This window comes from Blautia sp. OF03-13, from assembly GCF_003460685.1.
Classification (GTDB): Bacteria; Bacillota; Clostridia; order Lachnospirales; family Lachnospiraceae; genus Fusicatenibacter; species Fusicatenibacter saccharivorans.
Genome location: NZ_QTVR01000008.1, coordinates 120,655 through 144,042, shown reverse-complemented (window position 1 = coordinate 144,042; position 23,388 = coordinate 120,655). Strand labels below are relative to the sequence as shown.

Sequence of the window (23,388 nt, the reverse complement as noted above, 5' to 3'; positions counted from 1 at the left end):
ACCGTCATATCATCCGTGCGCGGCAGCCGCCGAGGCGCAGCACGCGTTCCAAAAGCTCCCGGGCAAATTCCCGCGGCTCGCTATTTTTCACTTCGAGAAGAAGCTGCTTCATCTGCTCCGTCCTGTCCCCGGGCAGCGCGTCCAGCACTCCGTCCGTCATCATCACAAGGTAATCACCGTCGTACAGCTTTTTCGTTGTGGTATCAAAATCCGTCTGGGAAACGAGACCTGCGGCAAGACTGGTCGACTCCACAACCTCCACCCACGTATCCCGCCTAAGGAACGTCGGCGATGCACCTCCTTTCAAAAAGCTGCAGACGCCTGTGTAGAGATTAATCGAAGCAACATCAAACGTGGAAAACATCCCTTCCTTTGGCTGCAGCAGAAGCATCGAATTGATCATCCGTGCCGCCATGATCCGCGGGAATCCGGCGCGCAGGAACTGTTCAAACAGCTCCACCACCGTCTCGCTCTCCCTGTTTGCCTCGATCCCGGAACCCATGCCGTCCGACAGGCAGAGGACAAACTGGCCGTTTTCGCAGAGCACACTGTAATTGTCCCCGGAGATACTCTCCTGCTCCTTGGTGATGCGTCCCACACCGTAGAGAACCTGGAATTTCACATCCTCCTGAAACAGCACCGTCTGGTATTCTCCGCTTAAGACCTGTGCCCCGTCGCGTACCGCAACCATCGGGATTCCGCACAGGGAACCGATCAGTTCCGCCGTCTGGCGAAGCGTGATCCGGCAGTGACGGCCCGCTTTGACCGTCATATAGATCTGTAAATGCTCTTTCGGCCGCTCCTGGAGCCAGATTTTCTGGACGAAAGCCCCGTTTTTCTTCATCTGGCGGCAGATTTTTTCCGAGAGCTCGTCCGGCAGACTGTTGAGGCTGTACAGATCACACGCGGCGCGGTCCATAATCCCGGCGACTTCACTTAACTGTTCTGCCACCACGCGGCGGCTCTCCGCCACACGCCCCGACCAGAGCGCCGTCTGGCGTTCCTGCTGGTAGCGGTTCCAGAACAGTTCCAGAAAGCGGGAGCCGTTCAGGCAGGAGGCGTTCCATTCGCCTTTTGCACGGCTGATCTCGTCCTCATCCCCGTCGGCGATTGTCTGAAGAAGTTCCTGGCACCGCTCGCGCGTCAGGTTTCCGTACTGCTCCCAGCACCACGACGCCTTCGCACAGCGGCTACAGACTTCCTGCTGTTCTTTTTCCAGAATCTTGTCCACCCGGCCCGTCTCCGGCATCACACTTTTTGACGGCATCTGGTAAAAGCTCTCTGCCAGAACGCGGAACGAATCGGCGTAGTGCTCCATCTGCAGTTTCTGCGGATGATTGTCATAGACGGCCGCTTCCCGGCGGCTTCTTCTGGCTTCCAAAAAAATTTTAGCCATGTCCCCTGCTGACAGCAATGCGCCGATCAGGAACATGGCAATGATCCACTCCGGCATGTTCCGCTCCTCCTCTCTTTGTTCTGGACTTCAAAGGGGACTGCGAAATCATGCCCTTTCTTTATCTGTTTTGTTTATTTCGACTGGGATTCTTTAAATAAAATCTCATTATCCTTTACCATGCCAAGTTTTTCTCTTGCCGTTTTTTCTATGTACTCATCGGTCTGCATGTATTCTTTCAAGGCGGTAATATCATCGGTGCGCTGCTTCTCCTCTTCAATCTGGCTGTCCAGACTGGAAAGACGGGATGCATTTGCATTGACCTTCTGCTGAAGGCTGATTCCCTTTACGGTAAGGACTGCAACCAGGCAGCACAGGACTACGGTAATTGAGAACTCTGTTGTACGGCTCTTCTTTCTGACTTTTTTCTTTCGGCCAGAATTCTTTTCTTCCCTTTCTTTCATTCTTTTCTTTACCCTTGCTTTCTATTTTCCAACCGTCTGCAGCCAAACTATCTGTTGTTTTTCGTCCGCAGACTTGTTTCTTTTGTTCTTACATGTGTAGTTACATCTTACCGTTCTTCCCATGAAATTTCAACCTTTTTCTCCGTTTTTTCATACTTTTTACCAGCCATTTTCCTGGAAAAGCGAGGATTCGCCCTGCTTTTTTGATTCCCTTTGCCAGAAGTTCCGGAAGAAAACGCCCAAACGATGCGTGGTACAACGCAGCGCCCCCAAGGATGCCGCCAAACAGATACCCGCGGAGAATGCCGCTGTTCTCTCCGTAAATCCGTACAAACAGATACAGCGCTGCCGCAATCCAGTAGCAGAGGTCCTCTGCTGATACCGCCGCATGGCTGTGGCGGATCAGTTTCCGCGCTGTCTTGATCAGATCGTACCAGAACCCCAGGACTGCCCCCTGCCAGATGGAACAGGCGAGCAGAATCAGCTCCCGGGTGACATACGCACTCATTTTTACCGGAACAGCCGCGCAAGCGCAGACCCCTTCTTCTGCAGCGGCCCATGTTCCGTATAGACCAGGCTGTCGATGCTGCCTTCGATATCCGCCTCTCCCTTTTCCAGCTCCAGGCGGCCCACATGCAGCTCTTTTCCGCGGATGGTAAGAACACCGCAGACGGTCACGAGCAGAACTTCGTTCTCATCAAAGCTTTTCACATCCTGCACGCCGCCAAGAGAAAGTGTTTTCCGCTGTTCCAGTAAAAGGCGGTGCGCCTGTTCGTTCATCTCTCCCATGCAAAAAACCTCCATACAATGGTCTATACACCCATTATATGAAGGTTTTCTCTTTTTATTCGCTGCACATGAATCCTGCCGCACTTCTTATAAGTAGCGGTAAAGCTCCTGTGCTTCTTCTTTTTTCACGGTTTCCTGCACATTCAGCACTTCTACCCTGACGGATTTACTTCCGAACTGAATTTCCAGTACATCTCCTGCCTTGACCTGTGCGGATGCTTTTGCCGGTCTGTCGTTGACGAGGACACGGCCTGCATCACAGGCTTCATTGGCTACGGTACGCCGCTTGATCAGTCTTGATACTTTTAAAAATTTATCTAAGCGCATAGATTTTTACTTAGTTCATCATGTCCTTTAAAGCTTTTCCTGCTTTGAATTTCGGAGTTTTGGAAGCTTTGATTTCCATGGTCTCGCCAGTCTGCGGATTTCTTCCTTCTCTTGCTGCTCTTTCGGATACTTCGAAGGTACCAAAGCCTACCAGCTGAACTTTCTCACCTTTCTTTAATTCTTCAGATACTACATCGATAAATGCTTTTAAAGCAGCCTCTGCATCTTTTTTGGATAAATTTGTCTGCTCAGCCATAGCTGCAACTAATTCTGTTTTGTTCATGAGTTTTACTCCTCCTGTATCTTACATTTGTTTTTTACATGGTACGCGGGCCCGCTGATACACACGACCTGCCCTGCCGGCTGTTTTTCTTCCGGATGATCAGTCTGTTACGTTGACCGGCTTTTTCGCGTAGCTGTATATATTTATATACTAATGCGTCTCTCTTGTCAAGAAAAAAGTCCCCCATACCAGCGGTTTTATGGCGATTTCTGCCCAAAACAGACTCTTTTCCACCGCACGGTTAAAAGAAGGATCCCTTAACAAACCGCAGCCAGTCTGCCTGCTGCGCATTGAGTGTTTTTAGTTTCTCCGTATTCCGCCCGGATATCCACGATTTTCTGCTTCCGTAGTAGCGGTTTGCCAGTTTCCAGTATTTCCACGGATAGGAAAGATAGAGGCGGAGTGTCTCGATTTCCCCCTCATCGAGCGGCCGTCTGGCGCTGTAGGCGTTTAAAATCCGTTCTGCCGCGCGCTCGCTCCAGCCGTGTTTTTCCAGAATTTTCCGCATAAAATAGCCAAGATCTGCCACCTGGAGATCGAAGTTCCACTTGTCGAAATTGACCGCCGTTTCGCCTCTGCCGTTTTCCAGCAGAATATTGTGCTGGCTGAATTCCCCGTGGCAGACGGCGCCTTCTTCGTCCGCCCGCTGCCGCAGTTTTTCATAGGAAGAAGCTTTCATTTCCGCGGCCGCCCGCTCTCCCTGTTCCAGATACGGACCGGCGCTTGCCAGCAGCAGTTTTTCAAACTCATTTTTCTTCTTTTTTGTCTGCAAATACTTTCGGATCTTTCGAATTTCCACATTGTGGCGGATGCACTCCTCCACGATGGATTCCCTCCGGTATTCCATTTTCACCGGCAGATGAGCTGCCGTATGTAGCCGCGCCAGCGCGTCCGAGGCGCGGATAAGATCCTCACTGTTTCCCGTCTCACATTCCCGGCCCGGGTACCAGTTCCGCACAATGTACGTTCCTCCGTCGTCCCCGCGCGTTGCAAGCGCTCCCTCTTCGTTCCGCAGAATCTGATCGCACCGCAGGAGCCCCGACTCCGTGATGCGGCACTGTAGAAGATACCGCTGCTCCAGTTTTTCTGCCGCCGTCCCGAACTCGCTGATCAGCTTATCCCCCTGTTCGGTGTGGCACAATAAAGCGCCCCGCACCCGCATTGTGCCGGAAGCCGTAAGACCGTAATGGGACAGCACACTCAATCCATAATCATACAAGAGCCTGACTCCTTTCCCTGTTGTGATCGTTTTTGGGGTCACGATTCAATGTATGCGTATCCGCCCTGTGCCATGCATACTGGTTTCTGTTTTTTCTTTCATCCCAAAAGCAATGTTGAAAGTGTTTTCTTTTTCTCTTATTTTATTGTTTTTAATTTCACCGCATGGTAAAATATTCCAAACTTGACAGGATGAAAAACACCTGTTATGGGGTTCTCTAAAATCATTTTATTTTAAGGAGGGTTTTTATGATTTTCTTACCACAGCCATCTTCCCTTCCTACGGAGAGGGCACCTTTACAATTCACTATGACAGCCGCATTTTTCTCGATTCCGAGAGCCCGGCTGAGCTTTTTTCTGCCGCACAGCTTCTGCAGCAGGAGATTGAGACACAGACGGGATTCCGTCCTGCCATCTGCCGCCGTCATCAGCCGGTGGGATCACACCTGATCTATCTGACTGCCTCTCCGGAATTATCCCGTGAGGCTTATACCCTCGCTGTCACACCGGAAAACATCACGATCTGCGGATCTCTGGAAAGCGGCGTTCTCTACGGCGTGCAGACACTCCGTCAGATGATCCGCCAGGCAGGTGCTGTTCTTCCAACCGTCCTGATCTCCGACAAACCGGCCATGGAAAACCGCGGCTTCTACCACGATGCGACCCGCGGACGTGTTCCGACGCTTTCCTATCTGAAACAGCTTGCCGCCACCTTGAGCTTCTATAAAATCAATCAGCTTCAGCTCTACATCGAGCACAGCTATCTCTTCGACGATCTGACCGAGATGTGGCGCGACGATACGCCGCTCACTGCAGAGGACATCCTCGAGCTGGACCGCTACTGCAAGGGACTTGGCATTGATCTCGTTCCGTCGCTTGCAAGCTTCGGCCATCTGTACAAGCTGCTCTGCACGAAATCGTATGCACATCTGTGCGAACTGGAAGGCTCTGCTTCGGCTCCGTTCTCCTTCTATGACCGCCAGGCGCACCATACGCTCGATATCACAAACCCGGAGAGCCTCTCCCTTGCCAAACACATTCTTTCCGAATATATGCAGCTCTTCTCCTCGAAGTATTTCAATCTCTGCGCGGATGAAACGTTTGACCTTGGAAAAGGGGCTTCCCGCGCACTCGCCGAGGAAAAGGGAACCACCGTCATCTACACCGAGTTTGTGACAGAGCTTGCCAACTATATCACTGAATCCGGCCGCACGCCGATGTTCTGGAGTGATGTCATCAGCCAGGAGCCGGAAGCTTATCATCTCCTGCCGAAGAACCTGATCTGCCTCCACTGGGATTATGCGTCAAATGTTTCATCGGAGCGTCTGACCCGCCTTGCCAATTCCGGTGCCGAGCATCTGTATGTGTGCCCGGGCGTACAGGGATGGAACCAGCTCATCAACAAGTATCATGAGGCGTATGAAAACATTTCCAGAATGGCGCGCTACGGCCACGAATGCCATGCGATGGGACTTCTGAACACTGACTGGGGCGATTACGGCCACATCAATCACCCGGACTTCTCCCGCATCGGCATGATCTACGGCGCGGCGTTCTCCTGGAATGCAGACATTCTGCCGGAGGAGGAAATCAACCGCCAGATTTCCGTGCTGGAATTTGGTGATGCTTCCGGAAAACTCGTTTCCGTGCTCGATCTTCTCTGCCATCAGGATGCGTATCCGTGGCGCACTGCCGTTATGGTACAGGAAGCACTCGAACTGCATCAGGACAAAGAAGAGGCTGCCGAACTGCTCCGCTCCTGCGCGGAAGGCGATGCGGATGCAGCAAATGCTTCAATTGACGCGCTCTGCGCCGTTCTGTACGAGAAAGCCGGCACCGTCCGCCCGGAGAACCGTCCGATGATCTATGCGTACCTGCTCGCCGCAGACGGCCTGAAAGTGCTGAACCGCCTGCTGCCGTTCCTGCGCGCTTCCCTTCTTTCCGAGGGTACTCTGCCGGAGAAAGAAGACTGTTTTGCACTCGCCGGAGATCTCGAACGGTGGCTGCACAGCTATAAAGAGCTGTGGCGCACCGTCTCCAAGGAGAGCGAACTGTACCGCATTGCCCATGTGTTCTGCTGGTATGCGGATCTGCTGCGTGATCTGAACGCATAAAACCAGCAAAAAACAAAAGAGAGCCGGGGACGGATTGTTCTGTCCCCGGCTCTCTTTTGTTTGCCGTTTTGGCTTTACAGCAGTGTTTTTACGTACTCTGTCAGGTATTCTTTTGTATTCTTCGCCGGATCTTTCATCACTTCTTCCAGCGCCGCGTTCAGGCATTCGCCGATTTTCGGGCCTTTTGGGACACCGAGTTCCATCAGATCTTTGCCGGAAACGGCCAGCATTTTCAACGTAAAGCAGTCGCCGTTATCGAGAATTTCTCTGACGCACTCCCTTACCTTTCCGATCCGTTCCAGGGTTTTCTCCCGCTGGTACAGGCTTTTGGCCATCGTATCGGCTTCCTGCACGATCATCAGTTTTTCGAACAGCTCCGGGCCGAGTTTGTTCAGAATACGGCGGATCACCGGTTTCTCCGGAGCCATGCGGCAGTCATGCCAGCGGATCAATGCTGCGACCTGGCGGATGGTTTCGTTGTCGAATTTCAGACGGCGCAGAATCGCTTTCGCCATTTTCTCCCCCGCCGGTGCGTGGCCTTTAAAATGATCGATGCCGGCCTCATCCGTTGTGCGGCACGCCGGTTTTGCAATGTCGTGGAGCAGCATCGTCCAGCGCAGAATCGGATCTGCCGGAACGTGCTGCAGAGCGGCAATCGTGTGCTCACCGACATTATAGCAGTGGTGCGGATTGTTCTGCGGCGTTTTCATCAGTTCATCAAACTCCGGCAGCACAATTTTTGTAATACCCGCCTCATAGACGGCCTCCATGTACTCCGGCCGTTTCGAGATCAGCAGTTTATTCAGTTCCACACGGATCCGCTCGGCGCTGATTTTTTCAAGCGTCGGCGCGAGTGCTATGATGGCATCCAGTGTTGCCGGATCGAGTTTGAAGCCGAGCTGTGCGGAAAAGCGGAGGGCACGCAGGATCCGCAGTGCATCCTCACTGAACCGCTCGGTCGGATTTCCGACACAGCGGATGACTTTGCGCTGTAAATCCCTGATTCCATCGAACAGATCCACAAGCCCCTCTTCGTTGTTGTATGCCATCGCATTGATCGTAAAATCACGGCGGCGCAGATCCTCGGCAAGGCTGGAGGTAAAGACCACTTCTTTCGGATGGCGGCCGTCCTCATACTCTCCGTCGATGCGGTACGTCGTGACCTCGTGCGCGCCGCTTCCGGCCAGAACTGTTACCGTTCCGTGCTCCAGTCCCGTATCCACGGTGCGGTCAAAAATTTCTTTTACCTGCTGTGGGGAAGCAGAGGTTGTAATATCCCAGTCGTCCGGCTCCCGCGCAAGAATCGTATCGCGCACACAGCCTCCGACCGCGTACGCCTCGAAGCCTTTCGCATGCAGGGAATCGATTACCATATTTACGCTTGGCGGCATTTTTATCTTCAAATTTGTTATCTCCTTTTTCTAAATCTGCTTTTCCAGTATAGCAGTTTCCTTTTTTTCCCGCAAGTGTGGTTGCGGTTGTATTTTGGGGATTGCATGTGTATAATAGAGGTTAATAAAATTCGAAAGGGGATTTACATTTTTATGAAACTGGATCGTTACCGAAAATATGTCCGGGCCGGCGTTACTGCCTTTCTGGTACTTGCAGCGTCCATGATTTTTTACTACCTGCTCTTCCACCAGACTTCTGTGCGGACCGCCTTTCACAATGTCCTCGACATTCTCTCCCCCCTGATTGCAGCCCTGATTCTCGCCTATGTGATCAGCCCGATCATTAACTTCATAGAACAGCGGATCATCGCCAGACTCTTTGCCCGGCACGGAAAAACACAGTCGGTACGCTGCAAAAAGCTTGTGCGGGCGCTTTTGATTCTTCTGACGTACGTCGCCATGCTTTTCGCGCTGTACGGACTCATTGCGACCCTGATCCCGGAGCTGTTCTCAAGTATCACAAACATTGTCTCCAACTTCTCCAACTACGCAAACAACATTCAGGATTTTGCCACAAAAGTGCTGGCGAATTACCCGGAGATGCAGCAGACGGCAGACCAGTACATCTCCATGTTCTCCGCAAAGCTTTCCAACTGGCTGACCAATGACCTGATGCCGATGCTCCGTACGTTCCTTCTGAACCTCTCCGGACAGCTCGTCAACATGGTTACGTTTTTCAAAAACATTCTGCTTGGCGCGATCGTTGCGATCTACATGCTGTACAACAAGGAAAGCTACATTGCCAAGCTGAAAAAAGCAGTCTACGCGCTGCTCGGTCTGGATCACGGAAATGCCGTGATCCGCGACTGCCAGTATGTGAACCAGGAATTCAGCGGATTCCTCGTTGGAAAAGTCATCGATTCGATCATCATCGGTGCCATCTGCTATCTTGTGACGAGCCTGATCGGCACCCCGTACGCACTGCTGGTCAGCGTAATCATCGGTGTGACGAATATCATTCCGTTTTTCGGCCCGTTCCTCGGCGCCGTTCCGTGTCTTCTGCTGATCCTTCTGATCGACCCTCTGCAGGCACTGTATTTCCTGATTTTCGTCGTTCTCCTGCAGCAGTTTGACGGAAACTTCTTAGGACCGAAAATCCTCGGCGAGACGACCGGCGTGTCTAGCTTCCTTATCATCATCTCGATTCTGATCGGCGGCGGCTTCTGGGGTGTCTTTGGCATGATCATCGCCGTTCCGGTCTGTGCCATTATCTGCACGGTCTGCCGCAACTTCGCCAACCGTCGTCTTGAAAAACATCACCTGCCGGATGACGATGCGTTTTACTTCCACATGGACCACATTGATCCGGAAACGAGACAGGCGATCCCATATCAGAAAAAGAAGATCGACGAGGCCGAAGTCTTCCACTTCCCGGGCTACCGGCTGCGCAAAGCGCTGACAAAGCTGGCCCCGGAAGAGTCTCCGGTTGATGCGCCGTATACACCGGCAAAGCCTTCAACCGAAGAGAAAAACTCAGATTCTTCCGATTCCGATCAAAAATAAATCGTATCTTACAAAAATGCTTTCTGCGCAGACTGTTTCCATTCTGCACAGAAGGCATTTTTTTATTTTTGCTTTTTATTTCTCGATTACAACCGTGCTGAGTGTCTCTGCCGGAAGATCGACACGCATGATATGTCCGTTGACACGCAGGAAGCAGCCGGAATCCTCTTTTGTGCGGTTCAGCAGGATCACAACGTAGCTTCCGTCCGGATTGACTGCGGCCGTTACATCCAGGTTTGCTCCGTATTTGCTCCAGCCGATGCGTTTTGCACCCGGAGCAATATATTTGGAAATATGGCCGATGTAGTGGTACATGATCGGTTTGCGGTAATGGAAATCATCATCCACAATCAGACCTGAGGTGAATCCCATCGGTACGTGACGCGGGCCGTCGTCGATGCTGTGAAAAAAGCGGATGCCGATATCCCCGTTTGCCGTAATCCATTCGAAATTGCTCTCCATGGTGCCCTCCCGTTTCTTGTCTTTTCGTGTATACAGACGAAGCGCGTCTGAACTTTCTGTTCGTTCAGGCGCGCTCCTTCTATTATCTTTTCTGCTACAGGGACATGGTAATTTCCCGCCCTGTGCGGTGGTATTTCTGAAAAGTGACTCCGGACGCCTTCATCATCCGTTTCGATGCGATCACGGACGGGGTGTCCGCGTACTTGTCGCAGTCGTAGATCACCGTTTTGATTCCCGCCTGGATAATCGCCTTGCAGCACTCGTTGCATGGGAACAATGTCACATACAGCTTGGCTCCCTCGAGGCTTCCGCCGCGGTAATTCAGGATGGCGTTCAGTTCACTGTGCGTTGTGTAAAGATACTTGTTTTCCAGCGGATTTTCACTTGTCTTTCCCCACGGGAACTCGTCGTCCGAGCAGCCTCTCGGGAAACCGTTGTATCCCATGGACAGAATCTTGTTGTCCTCGCTCACAATGCAGGCTCCCACCTGTGTGTGCGGATCCTTCGAGCGCATACCGGCAAGCTGGGCAACTGCCATGAAATATTCATCCCAGGAAATATAATCCTCTCGTTTATCGCTCATACCCATTTCCCCTGTGTTTTCTTAACGTACTTTGCTTCCGCTCTTATTTCGTACCGAAGATACGGTCTCCGGCATCGCCGAGGCCTGGTACAATGTAGCCGTGCTCGTTCAGATGGTCATCCAGTGCTCCGACGAAAACATCAACATCCGGGTGAACCTCATGCATTTTCTCGATTCCTTCCGGAGATGCGATGATGCACATGAAGTGGATCTTCTTTGCGCCTTTTTCTTTCAGCATGGTGATGGCTGCCGTTGCAGAACCGCCGGTTGCCAGCATCGGGTCGGTTACAAATACTTCACGGCTTGCGATGTCTGACGGAAGTTTGCAGTAATACTCAACCGGTGCCAGGGTTTCCGGATCACGGTACAGACCGATGTGTCCGATTTTTGCTGCCGGAATCATAGCCAGCATACCTTCTACCATACCAAGACCGGCACGGAGGATCGGCACAACTGCCATTTTCTTTCCTTCGAGCTCTTTTACGGTTGTTTTGCAGATCGGGGTTTCAATTTCAACGTCTGTGAGCGGCAGCTCTCTGGTTGCCTCGTAGCACATCAGCATTGCAATCTCGCTGATCATCTCGCGGAACTCCTTGGAGCTTGTGTCTTTCTTTCTGATAATACCGATTTTGTGCTGGATCAGCGGGTGATCCATGATGACTGTTCTTGCCATTTTCCCTTCTCCTTTGTTTAAAATTTATTCATTTTCTCCTTCATGCTCAATCAAGTGAATCCGGCGTTCGTGACGCTCTTCTCCGGAAAATGGAGTGTTCAGGAAGGTTTCTACGATTTTGATTGCAAGGCCAGGGCCTACAACGCGTCCTCCCATCGCCAGTACGTTGGCATCGTTGTGCAGGCGGGTTGCCTCTGCGCAGAAGCAGTCGGTGCAGAGTGCTGCACGGATTCCTTCCATTTTGTTTGCCGTGATAGAAATGCCGATTCCGGTTCCGCAGATCAGGATTCCCTTATCACACGTTCCGTTCTGGATCGCATGGCCTACTTTTCTGGCGTAAACCGGATAATCAACTGCCTCGTTGCTGTAGCATCCGAAGTCCTGATATTCCAGTCCCTGTTTGTCCAGATATGCTTTTACCTCCTGCATCAGCTCATATCCGCCGTGGTCGCATCCTAAAGCTATCATTGTTCTTCCTCCTCTTTCAGCCGCGCAAGAACACCTTCAATCAGGAATTCCAGCGCTTCATAACATTTTCCGTATTCGGTAAGCGGTTCCCCGTAAAGGGCGGGGATGTCTCCTGCCAGCCGCAGAAATCCGGCGATCGTCTGCAGATGGGGCGCATCCGGGAAGTCCTCACGGATCTTTTCCCTCTGACTGTCCTCCATCACAAGAAGCAGCGTGTCGTCGTTGATGTCCTCCGCGGTAAGCGGTGTGGTGGTGTGGTCTTTGGCCGAAAGCCCGTTGCGCGCAAGCACTGCCTCTACCTTCTGGTTGACCGGCTGCGGAAACAGAACGACAAGCCCGCGGGAACCAATTTCCATCGGCCACGGAAGCTCTTTGCTCTGCAGAATCGCCTTCGCCATCGGTGCGCGCGCGGTATCGTCCGCGTCCACAAATAAAATCCTGCTGTAATGTTTCACTGTTATACCTCTGCTACTTTGTGGCCTGCGGCTTTTAACAGGCGGTTCATGATCGCCTGCCCCATACGCGGGGTGTCGAAAGCCTCGGAATAAATCACCTCCACGCCGTCCTCATCGAAGTCGCGCAGAATCGCAAACAGGTGATGCGCGATCGTCTCATCTTCGGCGCGCAGCCCGATGCTCTTGATATCTCCTGTGGTGTACTGCTCCCGTGTCTCATCGGTGCAGATTACGCCCACTTTCTTTCCTGCCTTTTCCTGTTCTGCGGCAAGGCGGTTGATTTCCGGAATCACCCGTTCCATCTCGCCCTGGATAATCGTAAGGTCTGCCTTCGGCGCATAATGTTTGTAGCGCATGCCCGGTGCCTTCGGACGCACATGGCTGTCCTCCGCAAGGATTCCCGGATCGACACGCACGGTTCCAAGCACTTTTTCCAGCATCTCTTTGTTGTAATAGCCCGGGCGGAGAATCGTCGGAATCTCCTCTGTAAAATCGACGATGGTGGATTCGAGGCCGATCTCGGCGTCTCCTCCGTCGATGATACAGTCAATTTTGTCCCCAAGGTCCTCGATCACATGCTCGGCTTTCGTCGGGCTCGGCCGGCCTGATGTATTGGCGCTCGGCGCTGCGATGAAGCCGCCTCCGGCTAAGATCAGTGCGTTTGCCACTTTGTTGCTCGGGTAGCGCACGGCTACGGAGGTAAGGCCTCCCGTCGTCTCGAGCGGAACGGCATTTGTTTTCTCAAAAATCATCGTCAGCGGTCCCGGCCAGCATGCAGCTGCCAGTTTGCGTGCACTCTCCGGCACGTTTGCCGCTACGGTTTCGAGGTCCTCCATTCTTCCGATGTGGACGATCAGCGGGTTGTCCGACGGACGGCCCTTTGCCGCATAAATTTTCTCGGAAGCTTTGGCATCCAGCGCATTTCCGCCAAGACCATATACGGTCTCGGTCGGGAATGCCGCCAGACCGCCGTTTTTCAGAATCTCTCCTGCTTTTTCGATCGCGCTCTGATCTATGTTATCTTCTGTCATCCTGGCAATCCATGCCCTCATATGTTTCTTCCTTCTTTCCATCTGTTCCAGCGCACAGTGTTTCCATCTGCGCACACTGTTTTGATTATACCATTTTCCGGCGCAGTTGAAAACCCTTGATTTAAAGAAGCTCTTTTAACTGAGCCGTGCGGTACGCCTCGATCAGTTCCTTTAATTCACGGATGCGCTGCCGGATCTGCCGTCCCTGATCCGTATCGCCGACTAACTGGCGCTTCATGTTGTACCGCACCGCCACCTGGCGGGAGACAATATCCTTCTCCTCCTGGATTGCTTTTTCCGTCGATTCAAACGGCTCGTGCGCGGTGAGGCTGAGGCCGTACGAGTTGTAAATCAGCGTGTAACCCGCGATGCCGGTTTCTTTGTGGTACGCCCTGCAGAAGCCGCCGTCGATGATCAGCACCTTGCCGCCGCATTTGACCGGGCTTTCACCGGCACTCTGGTGTACCGGGACGTGGCCGTTGATAATATGTACATTTTCACCGGCAAGCCCGAACTCCTGTAAGATCCGGTCCGCCGTCTCCTCTTTCTCGATCAGGCGGTAATACGCGTTTTTCACCTCGGTCCAGGTCTCTTTTTCTGCGAGGAAATACCGCTCAAATGTTGTCATCTTGTCGCGGCCGTACAGCGGGGAATTCGGCGCGGTCCACAGATACCACAGCGTATTGCGGCCCTGCTCCCGTTTTTTCGGATCGCGGCTTACAAATGCGCGGCGCACGTTGTGCTCGAGAATATCGTACAGTGCTTTTCCCTTGTATTTCTTTCCGTCGACCTGTACCTCTTTTAAGGTGCCGTCCTCATTCATCGGCATGCAGCCGTGGTACAGCAGATTTCCATTGTAGACGCGGTAGAGGCTTCCTTTTTTGAGCAGGAAATCGACGTGCGCCTGCAGTTTTTCGCTGTTTCGGAAGGCGAAGATCAGCTTATCGAGCACTTCTGCCTCTTTTTCTGTCAGCTCGTCCGGATGCGCCGGGTCGATCGTCGGAAAGCTCTTGTCGCGCAGAGCATACGTTTTCTCCCCAATCGCCACCGTTCCGTTCTGGTAATCGATCTTTTCCAGCAGACGGCGGTTTTCCATGCCGTACTCCGGGTTCTCACGGATCAGACGGTTCTCGAGCTTTAACTGCATTACGGTGATGGCCTTGTGCATGCAGCGCTCCAGCATCTGCTGGGAATTTCCGCTGTCCTCGCCGCCTTTTGCGGCAAAGCATTCGCACGGATCATCGCCGTACGTCTCGAGAGCAAAGGTGGCAAGCGGAAGCATATTGATGCCGTAGCCGTCCTCCAGCACATCGAGATTGCCGTAGTGGAGGCAGATGCGGATCGTGCTGGCCACGCACGCCGGCTGGCCGGTCGCAGCGCCCATCCAGAGCACATCGTGGTTGCCCCACTGGATATCGAGGGAATGGTAATTCATCAGGCAGTCCATGATTTTATACGGCTCCGGACCGCGGTCAAAGATGTCGCCGATGATGTGGAGATGATCAACAACGAGCCGCTGAATCAGCTCTGCCACGGCAATGATGAAGTTCTCGGCGCTTCCGATTTCGAGGATAGTCTGGATGATCGCCTCGTAGTATGCTTCTTTGTCGAGCACCTCCGGCTTTTCGGTGATCAGCTCCTCGATGATATAGCCATAATCCGCCGGCAGGGCTTTCCGCACTTTGGCACGGGTGTATTTGGAAGAAACGATTTTGCAGACGTCGATCAGGCGGTACAGCATGACCTTGTACCAGTCATCGATGTCCTCCTGCTGCTTTTTCTCCATCTCCAGGCGCTCTCTCGGGTAATAGATAAGGGTTGCAAGCGCACGTTTTTCCGAAATGCCGAGCGTGTGGCCGAAGACATCGTCAATCTTCTTTCGCACGGCACCGGAACCGTTGCGGAGTACATGAGAAAAGGCTTCGTATTCGCCATGAATATCCGAAAGGAAATGCTCCGTGCCTTTGGGAAGGTTGATAACGGACTGCAGATTGATGATTTCGGTCGCTGCTTTTTCGATGGTCGGGTACAATTCTGCGAGATATTCCAGATAATTTTTTTCGTTTTCCATGAGGACCTCCTGCCTGGGTTGTTTTTTCTTATTTTATAACGAACTCCCCTTCGGCACAACCCTTTTTCTTCTTTCGATACACCGGGTGCGTCCCCTCGTGGAAGATATAATAGCTCACATAGTCCGTAAGAAAAATCCCAACCACCGAGAGCAGATACCAGATCCCGAAAAACCACGGGCAGATCAGCCCATCGCAGAAGGAAAACGGCAGCGCACTGTAGTCCCACATACGGTAATGCAGCACCCGCAGGGAAAACATTCCCGAATACAGTTCGATGGCCGTGATCAGAACCGCAGATACCATCATCTGAAACGCCAGCGGAAAGCGGCGCAGCCCGGCGTCTTCCAGCATTCCGATTCCTGCAAGGGACAGTCCTCCGGCAATGCCCATCAGGCGGAAGCTGTAACCGCGGTAGGTGACTTCGATGGCAATATAAATGCAGTAGCCCAAAAGAAAAAACAGCAGATACTTCTTCGCTTTCATTCGTTTTTCTCCCATTCTAATTGAGAATCTTTTCTATATTCCCAGTATCTCTGTCTTTTCTCTTTTTATCCGCTTGCATTTTTTCTTTTCCATGTTACAATACTTTCATGTTTCGAAAGAAGTTTTGAATAGAAAGGACAGAAAAAAGAATGGCATTTAACCCAATGAAGTTAATAGAATTAAAAAATCTAAGAGACCGTTTCGCCCAAAACCACCCGAAGTTCGTAAAATTCATGGGCGATCTCGCATCCTCCCAGATCGAAGAGGGAACGATTCTCGAAGTCACGGTGAAAAAGCCGGACGGGCGAACAATGTTTTCCAATATCAAGGTGACTGCTTCGGATCTTGAAATGCTGCAGGCAATCAAACAGATGTAACATATTTTTCGTGGCAAAAAGCCGCTTTCTTTCCGGCATGCGCACAGCAGGCGCTGCGGAGAGGAAAGCGGCTTTTTTGTCAATATCTGTATCAACAAGAGCAATCACAGAATCGCATTTTCCGCTCTGTCTTTTTATAATAGAGCAGGCGGCAGGAAAAGAAATGCTATCCAAAAGAAATACTATCTCCCCTCCTGCCGCTTTCGAGAATTGTATTCTCCGGGATTACAGCCGAACTGTTGCCGGAAGGCGGCAGCAAAACGGCTGGCGTTGCTGAAACCCACCAGATCTGCGATCTGTGTCATGGAGTACTGGCCGCTTTCGACGAGCGGCAGGCTTTTGGACGCACGGTATTCCTCGAGATACTGCGTCACCGTCTTTCCCGTCATTTTCCGGAAGAGGCGGCAGCAGACCTCGCGGGATAAATGCACCTGCTCACCAAGCTTTTCGAGCGAAATCACGGATTCTGAATGTGTATGGATATAGTCCAGCATCTGTGCAAGCCGCGCAAGCTCCACCCGATTGGCCGGGACAAACGGCGTCTGGTATTTCTGCTGATGTACCAGAATCAGAAAGAAGGCTTCACACAGAAGGCCCTTGATTTTCAGCTCATAGCAGTACGGCTTTTCGTAGAACAGCGTATCGACCTTCTCCAGCTTTTCCAGCACCTCTTTCCCCCACGCTTCCGTCCCCGGAATGCACAGGCAGGGAACCGCGGAATTCTGCAGAAACGGCTGGAAACAGTTGCGCTCGACATCGCTTCCGAAATCGCCGTACAGAAAATCGGGGCGCACGAGGATCGTCGTGTACTTTGCCCTTTCGTTGTTCGGCGAATGGCAGCTGTGCGGCACATTGCGGTTCACAAGCAGCCCGTCTCCCGGTGAAATTTCATAGCTGTTCTGGTAAATCTGATAGACTGCCTTTCCCTCACGAGGAAGGCTGATCTCGATTTCCTGATGCCAGTGGATCGGCACATTTTTTCCCTCGAACATCCACAGATCATCGTGGTTGACCGTCAGTGGAAAGGTTTCTGTTCCGTGCTCTTCCAGTTCGCGCCTGGTATCGTCCACCAGAATCTTTCTCTTTGCCATCTGCAATTCTCCCCCTTATCTCAATTTCTGTATTATATTATAATCGTGCATCCCACCGGATGCAAGAAGGAGGATATTATGTCTCGCTCTCGTTCCAGAGAAATGGACCTGACGACCGGAAGTCCGTTCTGGTCGCTGTTAAAATTTGCCATTCCGGTGATCCTCGGCAATCTGTTCCAGCTCTTCTATACGCTGGCAGATTCCGTGATCGTCGGAAAGACGCTCGGTGCTGAATCGCTCGCCGCGGTCGGCTCCACCAGCATTATCATTTACTTTGTGTTCTGTTTCATCAACGGCTTCACCGGCGGTTTTGGCATCTGCCTGGGCCAGCGGTGCGGCGCGAAGGATGAACAGGGCATGCGCAAAAGCATCGCAGTTTCCACGCTGCTGAGTATCGCGTTCACCGTTGTGCTGACGCTCGTCTGTTGTCTGCTCTCCCGCCAGATTCTCGTCTGGATGCAGATTCCGGATGACATCGCAGAGGAAGCGAATGCCTATATGTTCGTCGTTCTGCTCGGCACCGGCGCTACCGTGTTCTACAACATGATTTCCAATATGCTCCGCGCACTCGGCGACAGCAAAACACCGCTGTATTTTCTGGTGTTCTCGTCGGTGCTCAACATCATCCTCGACATCGTGTTCATCGTTCCGATGCACATGGGCGTTGCGGGCGCTGCCTGGGCGACGATTCTCTCGCAGTTCCTCTCCGCCGTTTTCAGCACGGTTGTCGGACTTCGGAATTTCCCGATTCTCCACCTGCGCCGTGAGGATTTCCACGACCTGAAAGGAGCTGCTGTTCTTCACCTGAAAACCGGCTTTCCGATGGGCTTTCAGATGTCCGTCATGTGTATCGGCCAGCTCGCGATGCAGGCTGTTGTCAACTCTCTTGGAACGGCTGCGGTTGCCGGCTACACGGCAGCTTCCAAAGCCGACCAGCTCTCCGTCCTTGTGAATAATGCCATGATGACGGCGATCTCCAACTACGTTGCACAGAACTTCGGTGCCGGTAAGAAGGACCGTATCCGCCTCGGCGTACGCGCTTCGCTGATCCAGACCGAAGCGTTCAACATTCTGATGTGCATCGGTATTCTTCTGCTGCGCCATCCGATCGTCGAACTGTTTCTTTCGAATCCGACCGCAGAAATTTACCATTACTCCGATGCATTCCTGACGATCGAAGCGCCGTTCTACTTCCTGCTCGGCCTTCTCGCCGTCTACCGCACCTCGATTCAGAGTATGCAGAACGGACGCGCACCGTTTGCCGCATGCATGGTCGAGCTTGTGATGCGTCTTGCTGCTACCGTCTGGCTGTCACGCTTCTTAGGCTACACTGCCGCCTGCATCGCAAGCCCGCTTGCCTGGTTCGGTGCAATTGCACTGCTGATTCCAGTCTACTATCGGATGATGATGAAGCCTGTAAAAACAGTGTAATCAAAATTGGTCCACCGGATATTGATATGCCTGGCAACGCAAAACCCGGAATCCTTTCGCTCCTCTTCTGAGGTCTTGAAAAGATTCCGGGTTTTTTATTTTGCTGTTTTCTCTTCCCAGATTGTCTCCAGATTTTTTCCATCAATCCAGATACAGCGGTACACCCGCTTCATCTGCTCATCCAGTTCCGCTTCCCGGTCAGTCTTTACAATCACATGGCCGATCCGGTCAGTTCCATCTGCCATGGCAGAAACTTCATGCCCCTCCGGATAATCCAGGACAAGCTCCAGCCCTTCCTGACGCAGACGTTCGACCTGATCCCGGTCGATTTGTGTGATGGTTCCGCTTACCGGACTCAGCAGCAGTTTTGCCATGCACGGGCAGCTTTCCGTCTGCTGAAAATCCGTTTCTTCCCCGAGGCGCTTTTGATCATCTGCTCATAAAAATCAAATCCGTAATACGTTGAAATCAGTTCCGGAATGCAGGTTGCTCCGGTTCTTCCGCCCATTTCAATGATCCAGACCTTCTCTCCGTCCACAAAGACATCCGCATTGACGGAGCACTGATCGGCACCGGATGCGGTGACGGCCAGCTGCATCTGGCGGGCAATTTCTTCCCGCAGTGCCCCGCTGCATCCATACGGAAATGCATGGCCGACCGGAACGGTCGTGTGTGCACCGCGGTATACAAATTTCATGTGCGGTGCCAGAAAGACCAGTTTGTGGTTCTGCACAAATCCATCCACGCCGATCTCCGTTCCGCGGAGGAATTTTTCAACCAGCACATAATCTCTTGCCGAACCGTTTCTCGCATTTTCATACGCTTCTTCGATCTGTCTGGAATGCTCCACCACGGTAATTCCGCGGCTTCCTGAACTGTCCACCCGTTTTACGACAACCGGGTATCCAAGCTGTTCTGCGGCTTTTTGTGCCTCCTCTGCGCTTCTTACCCGCATCCCGTCTGCCGCGGAAACGCCGCCCTGCCGGAATGCGTCTTTCATCTTTGCCTTATCGGTCAGAATTTCCGCCGCCTCATACGGAATGCCGGACAGATGCATCTTTTCACAGACATAGCCGATTGTGCTGACGGCCACATCGGTTCCCGATGTACAGATTCCGTCGATCTGTTCTTTTTCCGCCGCCGCAAGAATCGCTTCTTTATCCCGCGTATTCAGTTCATAAATTTTATCTGCAAGTGCAAACCCCGGATAATCGCCGGGAATACTCACTACGATTGTGTAAAGACCCATTCTGCGTGCAGTCCGGATCAGCGGCACCTGGTAAATACCGGCACCTAAAATCATGATTTTTTTCACTTTTTTTCTTCCTCATCAGATACGTTAATGGTTTCCCGCACAATATACTGCGGCGTGCGGTTCAGAATCAGAATCATTTTTCCGAGATACTCTCCGATAATGCCGAGCACCATCAAAATCAGTCCGGAAAAAACAACAATCGTACAGATTGTGGAGGACCATCCAACCATCACATTCGGATCGATGAGCTTTCGGATTGCAATGATAATGGCTGCCAGAAAACCGCCCGCTGCGGAAATTCCACCGAGTACGGAAGACACCCGAAGGGGGATCACCGAATAGTTCCAGTAGGCGAGCCATAATTTGATCAGCTTCTTTAACGTATAGTTGGAGGTTCCCACCGCACGTTTGAAGTGCTCCACCTCCACATTCCCGATTTTGTGCGTTGTACGGTAAAAAATCCCATCAATATATGGATTAAAGCTGTCGTATTTGACCACTTCTTCCTTGATCTGACGGGTGATCATCCAGAAGTTGCTGGAAACAATATTTTTAGGGCGCCGAGAAGAATCCGTGATGAGACTTCGTTTAATTTACTTGTGATATTTTTCAGGAAGGAATTTTTTCGTTTCGGATAATATCCGTAAACCAGATCATATCCTTCTTCCATTTTATGGATCAGTTTGCTGATCTGCGATGGATGTGTCTGCATATCATCATCCATACCAAGAATAAAATCTCCCTCCGTGTAGTGGAGTGCGGCCATCAGCGCATTATGCTGGCCAAAATTGCGCAGCAGATTGATTCCTTTGACATTTTTATACTGTTCTCCCAGCTTTTTGATCTCTCCATACGTATCATCTTTTGGAGATCCATCGTTTACCAGGACAAATTCACAGTCATATCCGTCCATTTTTTTGAATTCTTCCATCACCATCTCTACAACCTTCCGAATCGTTGCTTCGGAATTGTAGCATGGGATGACAATTGAAATCCGTTTCATTTCATTCCTCCATCGGTATCGTTCAGAATGCAGTCATAGAACAGCGGCGTTCCTCCTGTGTGAATAAAAAGCACATCACAGTTTTGCAGGTCATGTTCCTCGATATACTGCTTCATTCCCCAGAATGCTTTTCCGGTATAGGTTGGATCCAGCGGAAGTCCGTTCCGGCAGAACTCTTCCCGGATCACCTGCAGAATACGCTCATCGTACTGACCGTATCCGCCCTGGCGGTATCCCATTTCCAGGTACAGTTCCTGCTCCCATCCTTCCGGCAGCAAAAGATGCTTCTTCTGAAAATAGTCCGAAATCCCGCTCTCCATAATGCGGATCGCGCGGTCGTACTCACGGGATGAAATAGAAAGACCGATAATCTGCTCGCTTCCCTGTTCGATCAGTTTTCCGCTCACCAGACCACTCTGCGTGGAGCCGGTCCCGGATGCTGCAAAGATATGAGAAAAGGAAACGTTCTGTTCTCTCTCCCACTCCAAAATCTCACGGTAGCCATCCACATAAGCCTGCACCGGTGTTCCTTCATTTCCGTTTCCGAATTTGTCGCCGAAAATATAATACGGCTGATATCCCTGCTCCGTCAGACGTTGCATGGTCTTTTCGACCGTCTGCGCAATCTCTGTTTTTCTGCACGGAATGACTTCGGCTCCGAGCCATTTCATCAGACGGCTGTTGTTGGTTTCGATCGGGTGTTCTTCGTTTTCTTCAGAAGAACAGATCATATAGCATGGAATTTTCTCGGCACAGCACAGATTGGCCAGCACGCGGCAGAGGTTGGATCTGCTGTTTCCGTAGATGATCATGCAGTCTTTGTTTTTCTCCTGCATATCCTGGAAAAAAGCACGTCCGATGCGGACTTTGTTTCCGCCTAAGGAAAACGGAAGAAGATCCTCCCGCTTGCAGTACAGGCGGACGCCTCTGTCGTTTGGAAATTCCAGTTTCTGAATTGGTGTCTGTATCATTGTTTCTCCTCTTTTATTCTTGTTTCAACTCACAGTCGGTATTTTCACGGAGTCTGACATGCCGAAAATAGTTCGACTGTGACTTGCCTCATGTCAGTGGAGGATACCGATTTTTCTCCGCCCGCCACTGCCGTTATGTTTCTTTTAACAATTCATCCCACCGCTTTAGAAGCAGGGGACTTCTTGTCTACTGGTGTTAAATTCCGGCATGCACCGGAAGCTTTTCCCTATTATAGACTATTTTTCTCTGCGTGGCAAGCCGTGCCGGAAACAGGAAAAGCCCGCCGGTTTTTGTTTTCACATCTGCCGGCGGGCTTTGGGGATTTTTTACGTATTCTGTTTTTTCGTCCAGGATCTGTTCAGGCTTCCTGCGGTGCGGCAAGATTGGCCACAATCCGCGCCACCTGGCTATCTCCGGGATTTTTGTGTACTCGGCGCAGCTGTGTACCTGATTCATCGAGGTTGCGATGACAAGCCCTTCGATGCCGTGCTGTGCAAAGACGTTGTTGTCGCTGCCGCCGAAAGTTTTTTCGAATGCAGCGGTCAGGCCTTCTTCTGCAACGGCGCTCTCGTAATGCCTTGCGGCATCGCTTGTCAGCGGCGTCTCATACGCATGGATATTCAGCTTTTCTTCCCAGACCAGCTTCGCACCAATCTTCTCTGCTTCCTGCTGGAAGGTTCTGTGATATGTTTCCAGAAGCTCCATCGCCGTCTCGTGGTTCAGGCTTCGAATTTCGCCTTCGATCACGCAGCTTTCCGAAACGATGTTGGTACCGGAGCCGCCGCCGATTTTTCCGATGTTGGCAGTGGTGCTTTCATCCACGTGGCCCTGCGGAAGCTGTGCGATTGCGTGGGCGGCCGCTGGATGCTGTTGATGCCGTCCTCCGGGTGGAAACCGGCGTGGGCGGCTTTTCCCTGGATTTTCGCCGCGAAGGAAACGAGTGTCGGTGCCGCGTAGGCGGCTGCACCGATCGCGCCGCTTAAATCCAGAACGTATGCTTCTTTTGCCTGCACCTGGCTGTAGTCGAAGGCATTTGCGCCTTTGCAGTACAGCTCCTCACCGACCGAGATCAGAATTTCGATCGGGCGGTGCGGTGTTTTGGTCTCGATGAGGTGGCGGACAGCTTCATAGATGACTGTCACACCGGCGAGGTCGTCGGCGCCAAGAACTGTCGTGCCGTCGCTCGTTACGGTTCCATCCTCATGGGAGACGGCTTTTTTTCCTTTTGCAGGCTCAACAGTGTCCATGTGGGCCGCAAAGAGAACCGGGGCTCCTGCAAGGCTGCCCGGAATGCGCGCGAACAGATTGCCCGCATTGGAGCCGGTCTGCTCCTGCGTATGATCTTCTGTAAACGTAACCCCGATTTCGGCGAATTTTATTTTTAAGGTGTCCGCCATCTCGCGCTCCTCTAAGGACGGCGAATCGATAGATACCAGCTCCGCAAAAAAATCAGCAATTCTTTTCTCATCTATCATAATCTTTTCTCCTGC

General features: G+C 51.9%; 28 protein-coding genes. 4 read left to right on the top strand and 24 right to left on the bottom strand.

The genetic code is table 11. From position 1 onward, the window contains the following. Positions 1 to 4: 4 nt before the first annotated feature. The 7 genes from DXA55_RS08165 to DXA55_RS08135 all read right to left on the bottom strand — a co-directional run bounded on the left by DXA55_RS08165 (position 5) and on the right by DXA55_RS08135 (position 4,475). Positions 5 to 1,453 (bottom strand): SpoIIE family protein phosphatase, encoded by a 1,449-nt coding sequence (locus DXA55_RS08165; RefSeq protein ID WP_117813687.1) that lies wholly within the window; start codon positions 1,451 to 1,453, stop codon positions 5 to 7. A 74-nt stretch (positions 1,454 to 1,527) separates the two neighbouring features. Next, a complete protein-coding gene (locus DXA55_RS08160; protein WP_022462107.1) occupies positions 1,528 to 1,857 on the bottom strand; it encodes an FtsB family cell division protein in 330 nt (109 codons plus the stop codon). Positions 1,858 to 1,957: 100 nt separating this feature from the next. Further along, positions 1,958 to 2,365, bottom strand: a complete 408-nt coding sequence (gene yabQ, locus DXA55_RS08155) for a spore cortex biosynthesis protein YabQ (RefSeq protein WP_022462106.1) — start codon at positions 2,363 to 2,365, stop codon at positions 1,958 to 1,960. A 2-nt stretch (positions 2,366 to 2,367) separates the two neighbouring features. After that, a complete protein-coding gene (gene yabP / locus DXA55_RS08150; protein ID WP_330410109.1) occupies positions 2,368 to 2,646 on the bottom strand; it encodes a sporulation protein YabP in 279 nt (92 codons plus the stop codon). 87 nt (positions 2,647 to 2,733) lie between these two features. Then, positions 2,734 to 2,973: an RNA-binding S4 domain-containing protein gene (locus tag DXA55_RS08145; protein ID WP_022462104.1), complete on the bottom strand. Its 240-nt coding sequence runs from the start codon at positions 2,971 to 2,973 to the stop codon at positions 2,734 to 2,736. A gap of 10 nt (positions 2,974 to 2,983) precedes the next feature. Continuing rightward, entirely contained in the window at positions 2,984 to 3,256 is a 273-nt protein-coding gene (locus DXA55_RS08140; protein ID WP_022462103.1) for an HU family DNA-binding protein, read from the bottom strand. A gap of 241 nt (positions 3,257 to 3,497) precedes the next feature. Then, positions 3,498 to 4,475 (bottom strand): phosphotransferase, encoded by a 978-nt coding sequence (locus DXA55_RS08135; RefSeq protein WP_117509466.1) that lies wholly within the window; start codon positions 4,473 to 4,475, stop codon positions 3,498 to 3,500. Positions 4,476 to 4,677: 202 nt separating this feature from the next. On the opposite strand from DXA55_RS08135, the gene DXA55_RS08130 reads away from it, so the two are divergent. After that, complete coding sequence (locus tag DXA55_RS08130) at positions 4,678 to 6,588, top strand: glycoside hydrolase family 20 zincin-like fold domain-containing protein (RefSeq protein ID WP_330415175.1); 1,911 nt, start codon at positions 4,678 to 4,680, stop codon at positions 6,586 to 6,588. A gap of 74 nt (positions 6,589 to 6,662) precedes the next feature. On the opposite strand, the gene DXA55_RS08125 is transcribed toward DXA55_RS08130, so the two are convergent. Then, the gene (locus DXA55_RS08125; RefSeq protein WP_117801461.1) at positions 6,663 to 7,991 is read right to left on the bottom strand and encodes a CCA tRNA nucleotidyltransferase; all 1,329 of its coding nucleotides are present in this window, start codon (positions 7,989 to 7,991) and stop codon (positions 6,663 to 6,665) included. 141 nt (positions 7,992 to 8,132) lie between these two features. Between DXA55_RS08125 and DXA55_RS08120 the strand changes: the two genes are divergently transcribed. Beyond that, positions 8,133 to 9,542 carry an AI-2E family transporter gene (locus DXA55_RS08120; RefSeq protein WP_158565062.1) on the top strand — a complete coding sequence of 470 codons (1,410 nt, stop codon included), beginning with the start codon at positions 8,133 to 8,135 and terminating at the stop codon, positions 9,540 to 9,542. Between the two features lie 75 nt (positions 9,543 to 9,617). On the opposite strand, the gene DXA55_RS08115 is transcribed toward DXA55_RS08120, so the two are convergent. The 8 genes from DXA55_RS08115 to DXA55_RS08080 all read right to left on the bottom strand — a co-directional run bounded on the left by DXA55_RS08115 (position 9,618) and on the right by DXA55_RS08080 (position 15,769). Beyond that, positions 9,618 to 10,004, bottom strand: a complete 387-nt coding sequence (locus DXA55_RS08115; protein WP_117813681.1) for a glycoside hydrolase family 30 beta sandwich domain-containing protein — start codon at positions 10,002 to 10,004, stop codon at positions 9,618 to 9,620. A gap of 94 nt (positions 10,005 to 10,098) precedes the next feature. Beyond that, positions 10,099 to 10,587, bottom strand: coding sequence for a deoxycytidylate deaminase (locus DXA55_RS08110; protein ID WP_022462096.1), 489 nt, complete (start codon positions 10,585 to 10,587; stop codon positions 10,099 to 10,101). Between the two features lie 43 nt (positions 10,588 to 10,630). Further along, the gene (gene upp / locus DXA55_RS08105) at positions 10,631 to 11,260 is read right to left on the bottom strand and encodes a uracil phosphoribosyltransferase (RefSeq protein WP_022462095.1); all 630 of its coding nucleotides are present in this window, start codon (positions 11,258 to 11,260) and stop codon (positions 10,631 to 10,633) included. Between the two features lie 24 nt (positions 11,261 to 11,284). Further along, positions 11,285 to 11,728 carry a ribose 5-phosphate isomerase B gene (rpiB, locus tag DXA55_RS08100; RefSeq protein ID WP_055218692.1) on the bottom strand — a complete coding sequence of 148 codons (444 nt, stop codon included), beginning with the start codon at positions 11,726 to 11,728 and terminating at the stop codon, positions 11,285 to 11,287. Continuing rightward, positions 11,725 to 12,183 carry an arsenate reductase/protein-tyrosine-phosphatase family protein gene (locus DXA55_RS08095; RefSeq protein ID WP_055218690.1) on the bottom strand — a complete coding sequence of 153 codons (459 nt, stop codon included), beginning with the start codon at positions 12,181 to 12,183 and terminating at the stop codon, positions 11,725 to 11,727. Before DXA55_RS08095 ends, rpiB begins: the two co-directional genes overlap by 4 nt. A 2-nt stretch (positions 12,184 to 12,185) precedes the next feature. Then, entirely contained in the window at positions 12,186 to 13,235 is a 1,050-nt protein-coding gene (locus DXA55_RS08090; RefSeq protein WP_022462093.1) for an L-threonylcarbamoyladenylate synthase, read from the bottom strand. A 100-nt stretch (positions 13,236 to 13,335) separates the two neighbouring features. Beyond that, the gene (locus tag DXA55_RS08085) at positions 13,336 to 15,285 is read right to left on the bottom strand and encodes a fructose-1,6-bisphosphatase (protein WP_117813679.1); all 1,950 of its coding nucleotides are present in this window, start codon (positions 15,283 to 15,285) and stop codon (positions 13,336 to 13,338) included. A 28-nt stretch (positions 15,286 to 15,313) separates the two neighbouring features. Continuing rightward, positions 15,314 to 15,769: a putative ABC transporter permease gene (locus DXA55_RS08080; RefSeq protein ID WP_158565061.1), complete on the bottom strand. Its 456-nt coding sequence runs from the start codon at positions 15,767 to 15,769 to the stop codon at positions 15,314 to 15,316. 149 nt (positions 15,770 to 15,918) lie between these two features. On the opposite strand from DXA55_RS08080, the gene DXA55_RS08075 reads away from it, so the two are divergent. After that, positions 15,919 to 16,146, top strand: coding sequence for a hypothetical protein (locus tag DXA55_RS08075; RefSeq protein WP_117813675.1), 228 nt, complete (start codon positions 15,919 to 15,921; stop codon positions 16,144 to 16,146). Between the two features lie 182 nt (positions 16,147 to 16,328). On the opposite strand, the gene DXA55_RS08070 is transcribed toward DXA55_RS08075, so the two are convergent. Further along, on the bottom strand, positions 16,329 to 17,237 hold the full coding sequence (locus DXA55_RS08070) for an AraC family transcriptional regulator (protein WP_117813673.1): 909 nt from the start codon (positions 17,235 to 17,237) through the stop codon (positions 16,329 to 16,331). A gap of 78 nt (positions 17,238 to 17,315) precedes the next feature. Here DXA55_RS08070 and DXA55_RS08065 point away from each other — a divergent pair, with 78 nt between their 5' ends. Continuing rightward, on the top strand, positions 17,316 to 18,668 hold the full coding sequence (locus DXA55_RS08065) for an MATE family efflux transporter (protein ID WP_117813671.1): 1,353 nt from the start codon (positions 17,316 to 17,318) through the stop codon (positions 18,666 to 18,668). 95 nt (positions 18,669 to 18,763) lie between these two features. Here DXA55_RS08065 and DXA55_RS08060 read toward each other — a convergent pair whose 3' ends face one another. The 7 genes from DXA55_RS08060 to DXA55_RS17670 all read right to left on the bottom strand — a co-directional run bounded on the left by DXA55_RS08060 (position 18,764) and on the right by DXA55_RS17670 (position 23,373). Further along, positions 18,764 to 19,042, bottom strand: coding sequence for a hypothetical protein (locus DXA55_RS08060; RefSeq protein ID WP_117813669.1), 279 nt, complete (start codon positions 19,040 to 19,042; stop codon positions 18,764 to 18,766). Further along, a complete protein-coding gene (locus DXA55_RS08055; protein ID WP_117813668.1) occupies positions 19,024 to 19,983 on the bottom strand; it encodes an ATP-grasp domain-containing protein in 960 nt (319 codons plus the stop codon). Before DXA55_RS08055 ends, DXA55_RS08060 begins: the two co-directional genes overlap by 19 nt. Next, the gene (locus tag DXA55_RS17685) at positions 19,980 to 20,450 is read right to left on the bottom strand and encodes a hypothetical protein (protein ID WP_242998416.1); all 471 of its coding nucleotides are present in this window, start codon (positions 20,448 to 20,450) and stop codon (positions 19,980 to 19,982) included. Before DXA55_RS17685 ends, DXA55_RS08055 begins: the two co-directional genes overlap by 4 nt. Continuing rightward, entirely contained in the window at positions 20,447 to 20,926 is a 480-nt protein-coding gene (locus DXA55_RS17680) for a glycosyltransferase family 2 protein (RefSeq protein ID WP_242998414.1), read from the bottom strand. Before DXA55_RS17680 ends, DXA55_RS17685 begins: the two co-directional genes overlap by 4 nt. Then, entirely contained in the window at positions 20,923 to 21,897 is a 975-nt protein-coding gene (locus DXA55_RS08045; RefSeq protein WP_117813666.1) for a 1-aminocyclopropane-1-carboxylate deaminase/D-cysteine desulfhydrase, read from the bottom strand. Before DXA55_RS08045 ends, DXA55_RS17680 begins: the two co-directional genes overlap by 4 nt. A 196-nt stretch (positions 21,898 to 22,093) precedes the next feature. After that, positions 22,094 to 22,720 (bottom strand): peptidase dimerization domain-containing protein, encoded by a 627-nt coding sequence (locus DXA55_RS17675; RefSeq protein WP_242998413.1) that lies wholly within the window; start codon positions 22,718 to 22,720, stop codon positions 22,094 to 22,096. Further along, positions 22,642 to 23,373, bottom strand: a complete 732-nt coding sequence (locus tag DXA55_RS17670; RefSeq protein WP_242998412.1) for a M20/M25/M40 family metallo-hydrolase — start codon at positions 23,371 to 23,373, stop codon at positions 22,642 to 22,644. Before DXA55_RS17670 ends, DXA55_RS17675 begins: the two co-directional genes overlap by 79 nt. Between the last annotated feature and the right edge of the window lie 15 nt (positions 23,374 to 23,388).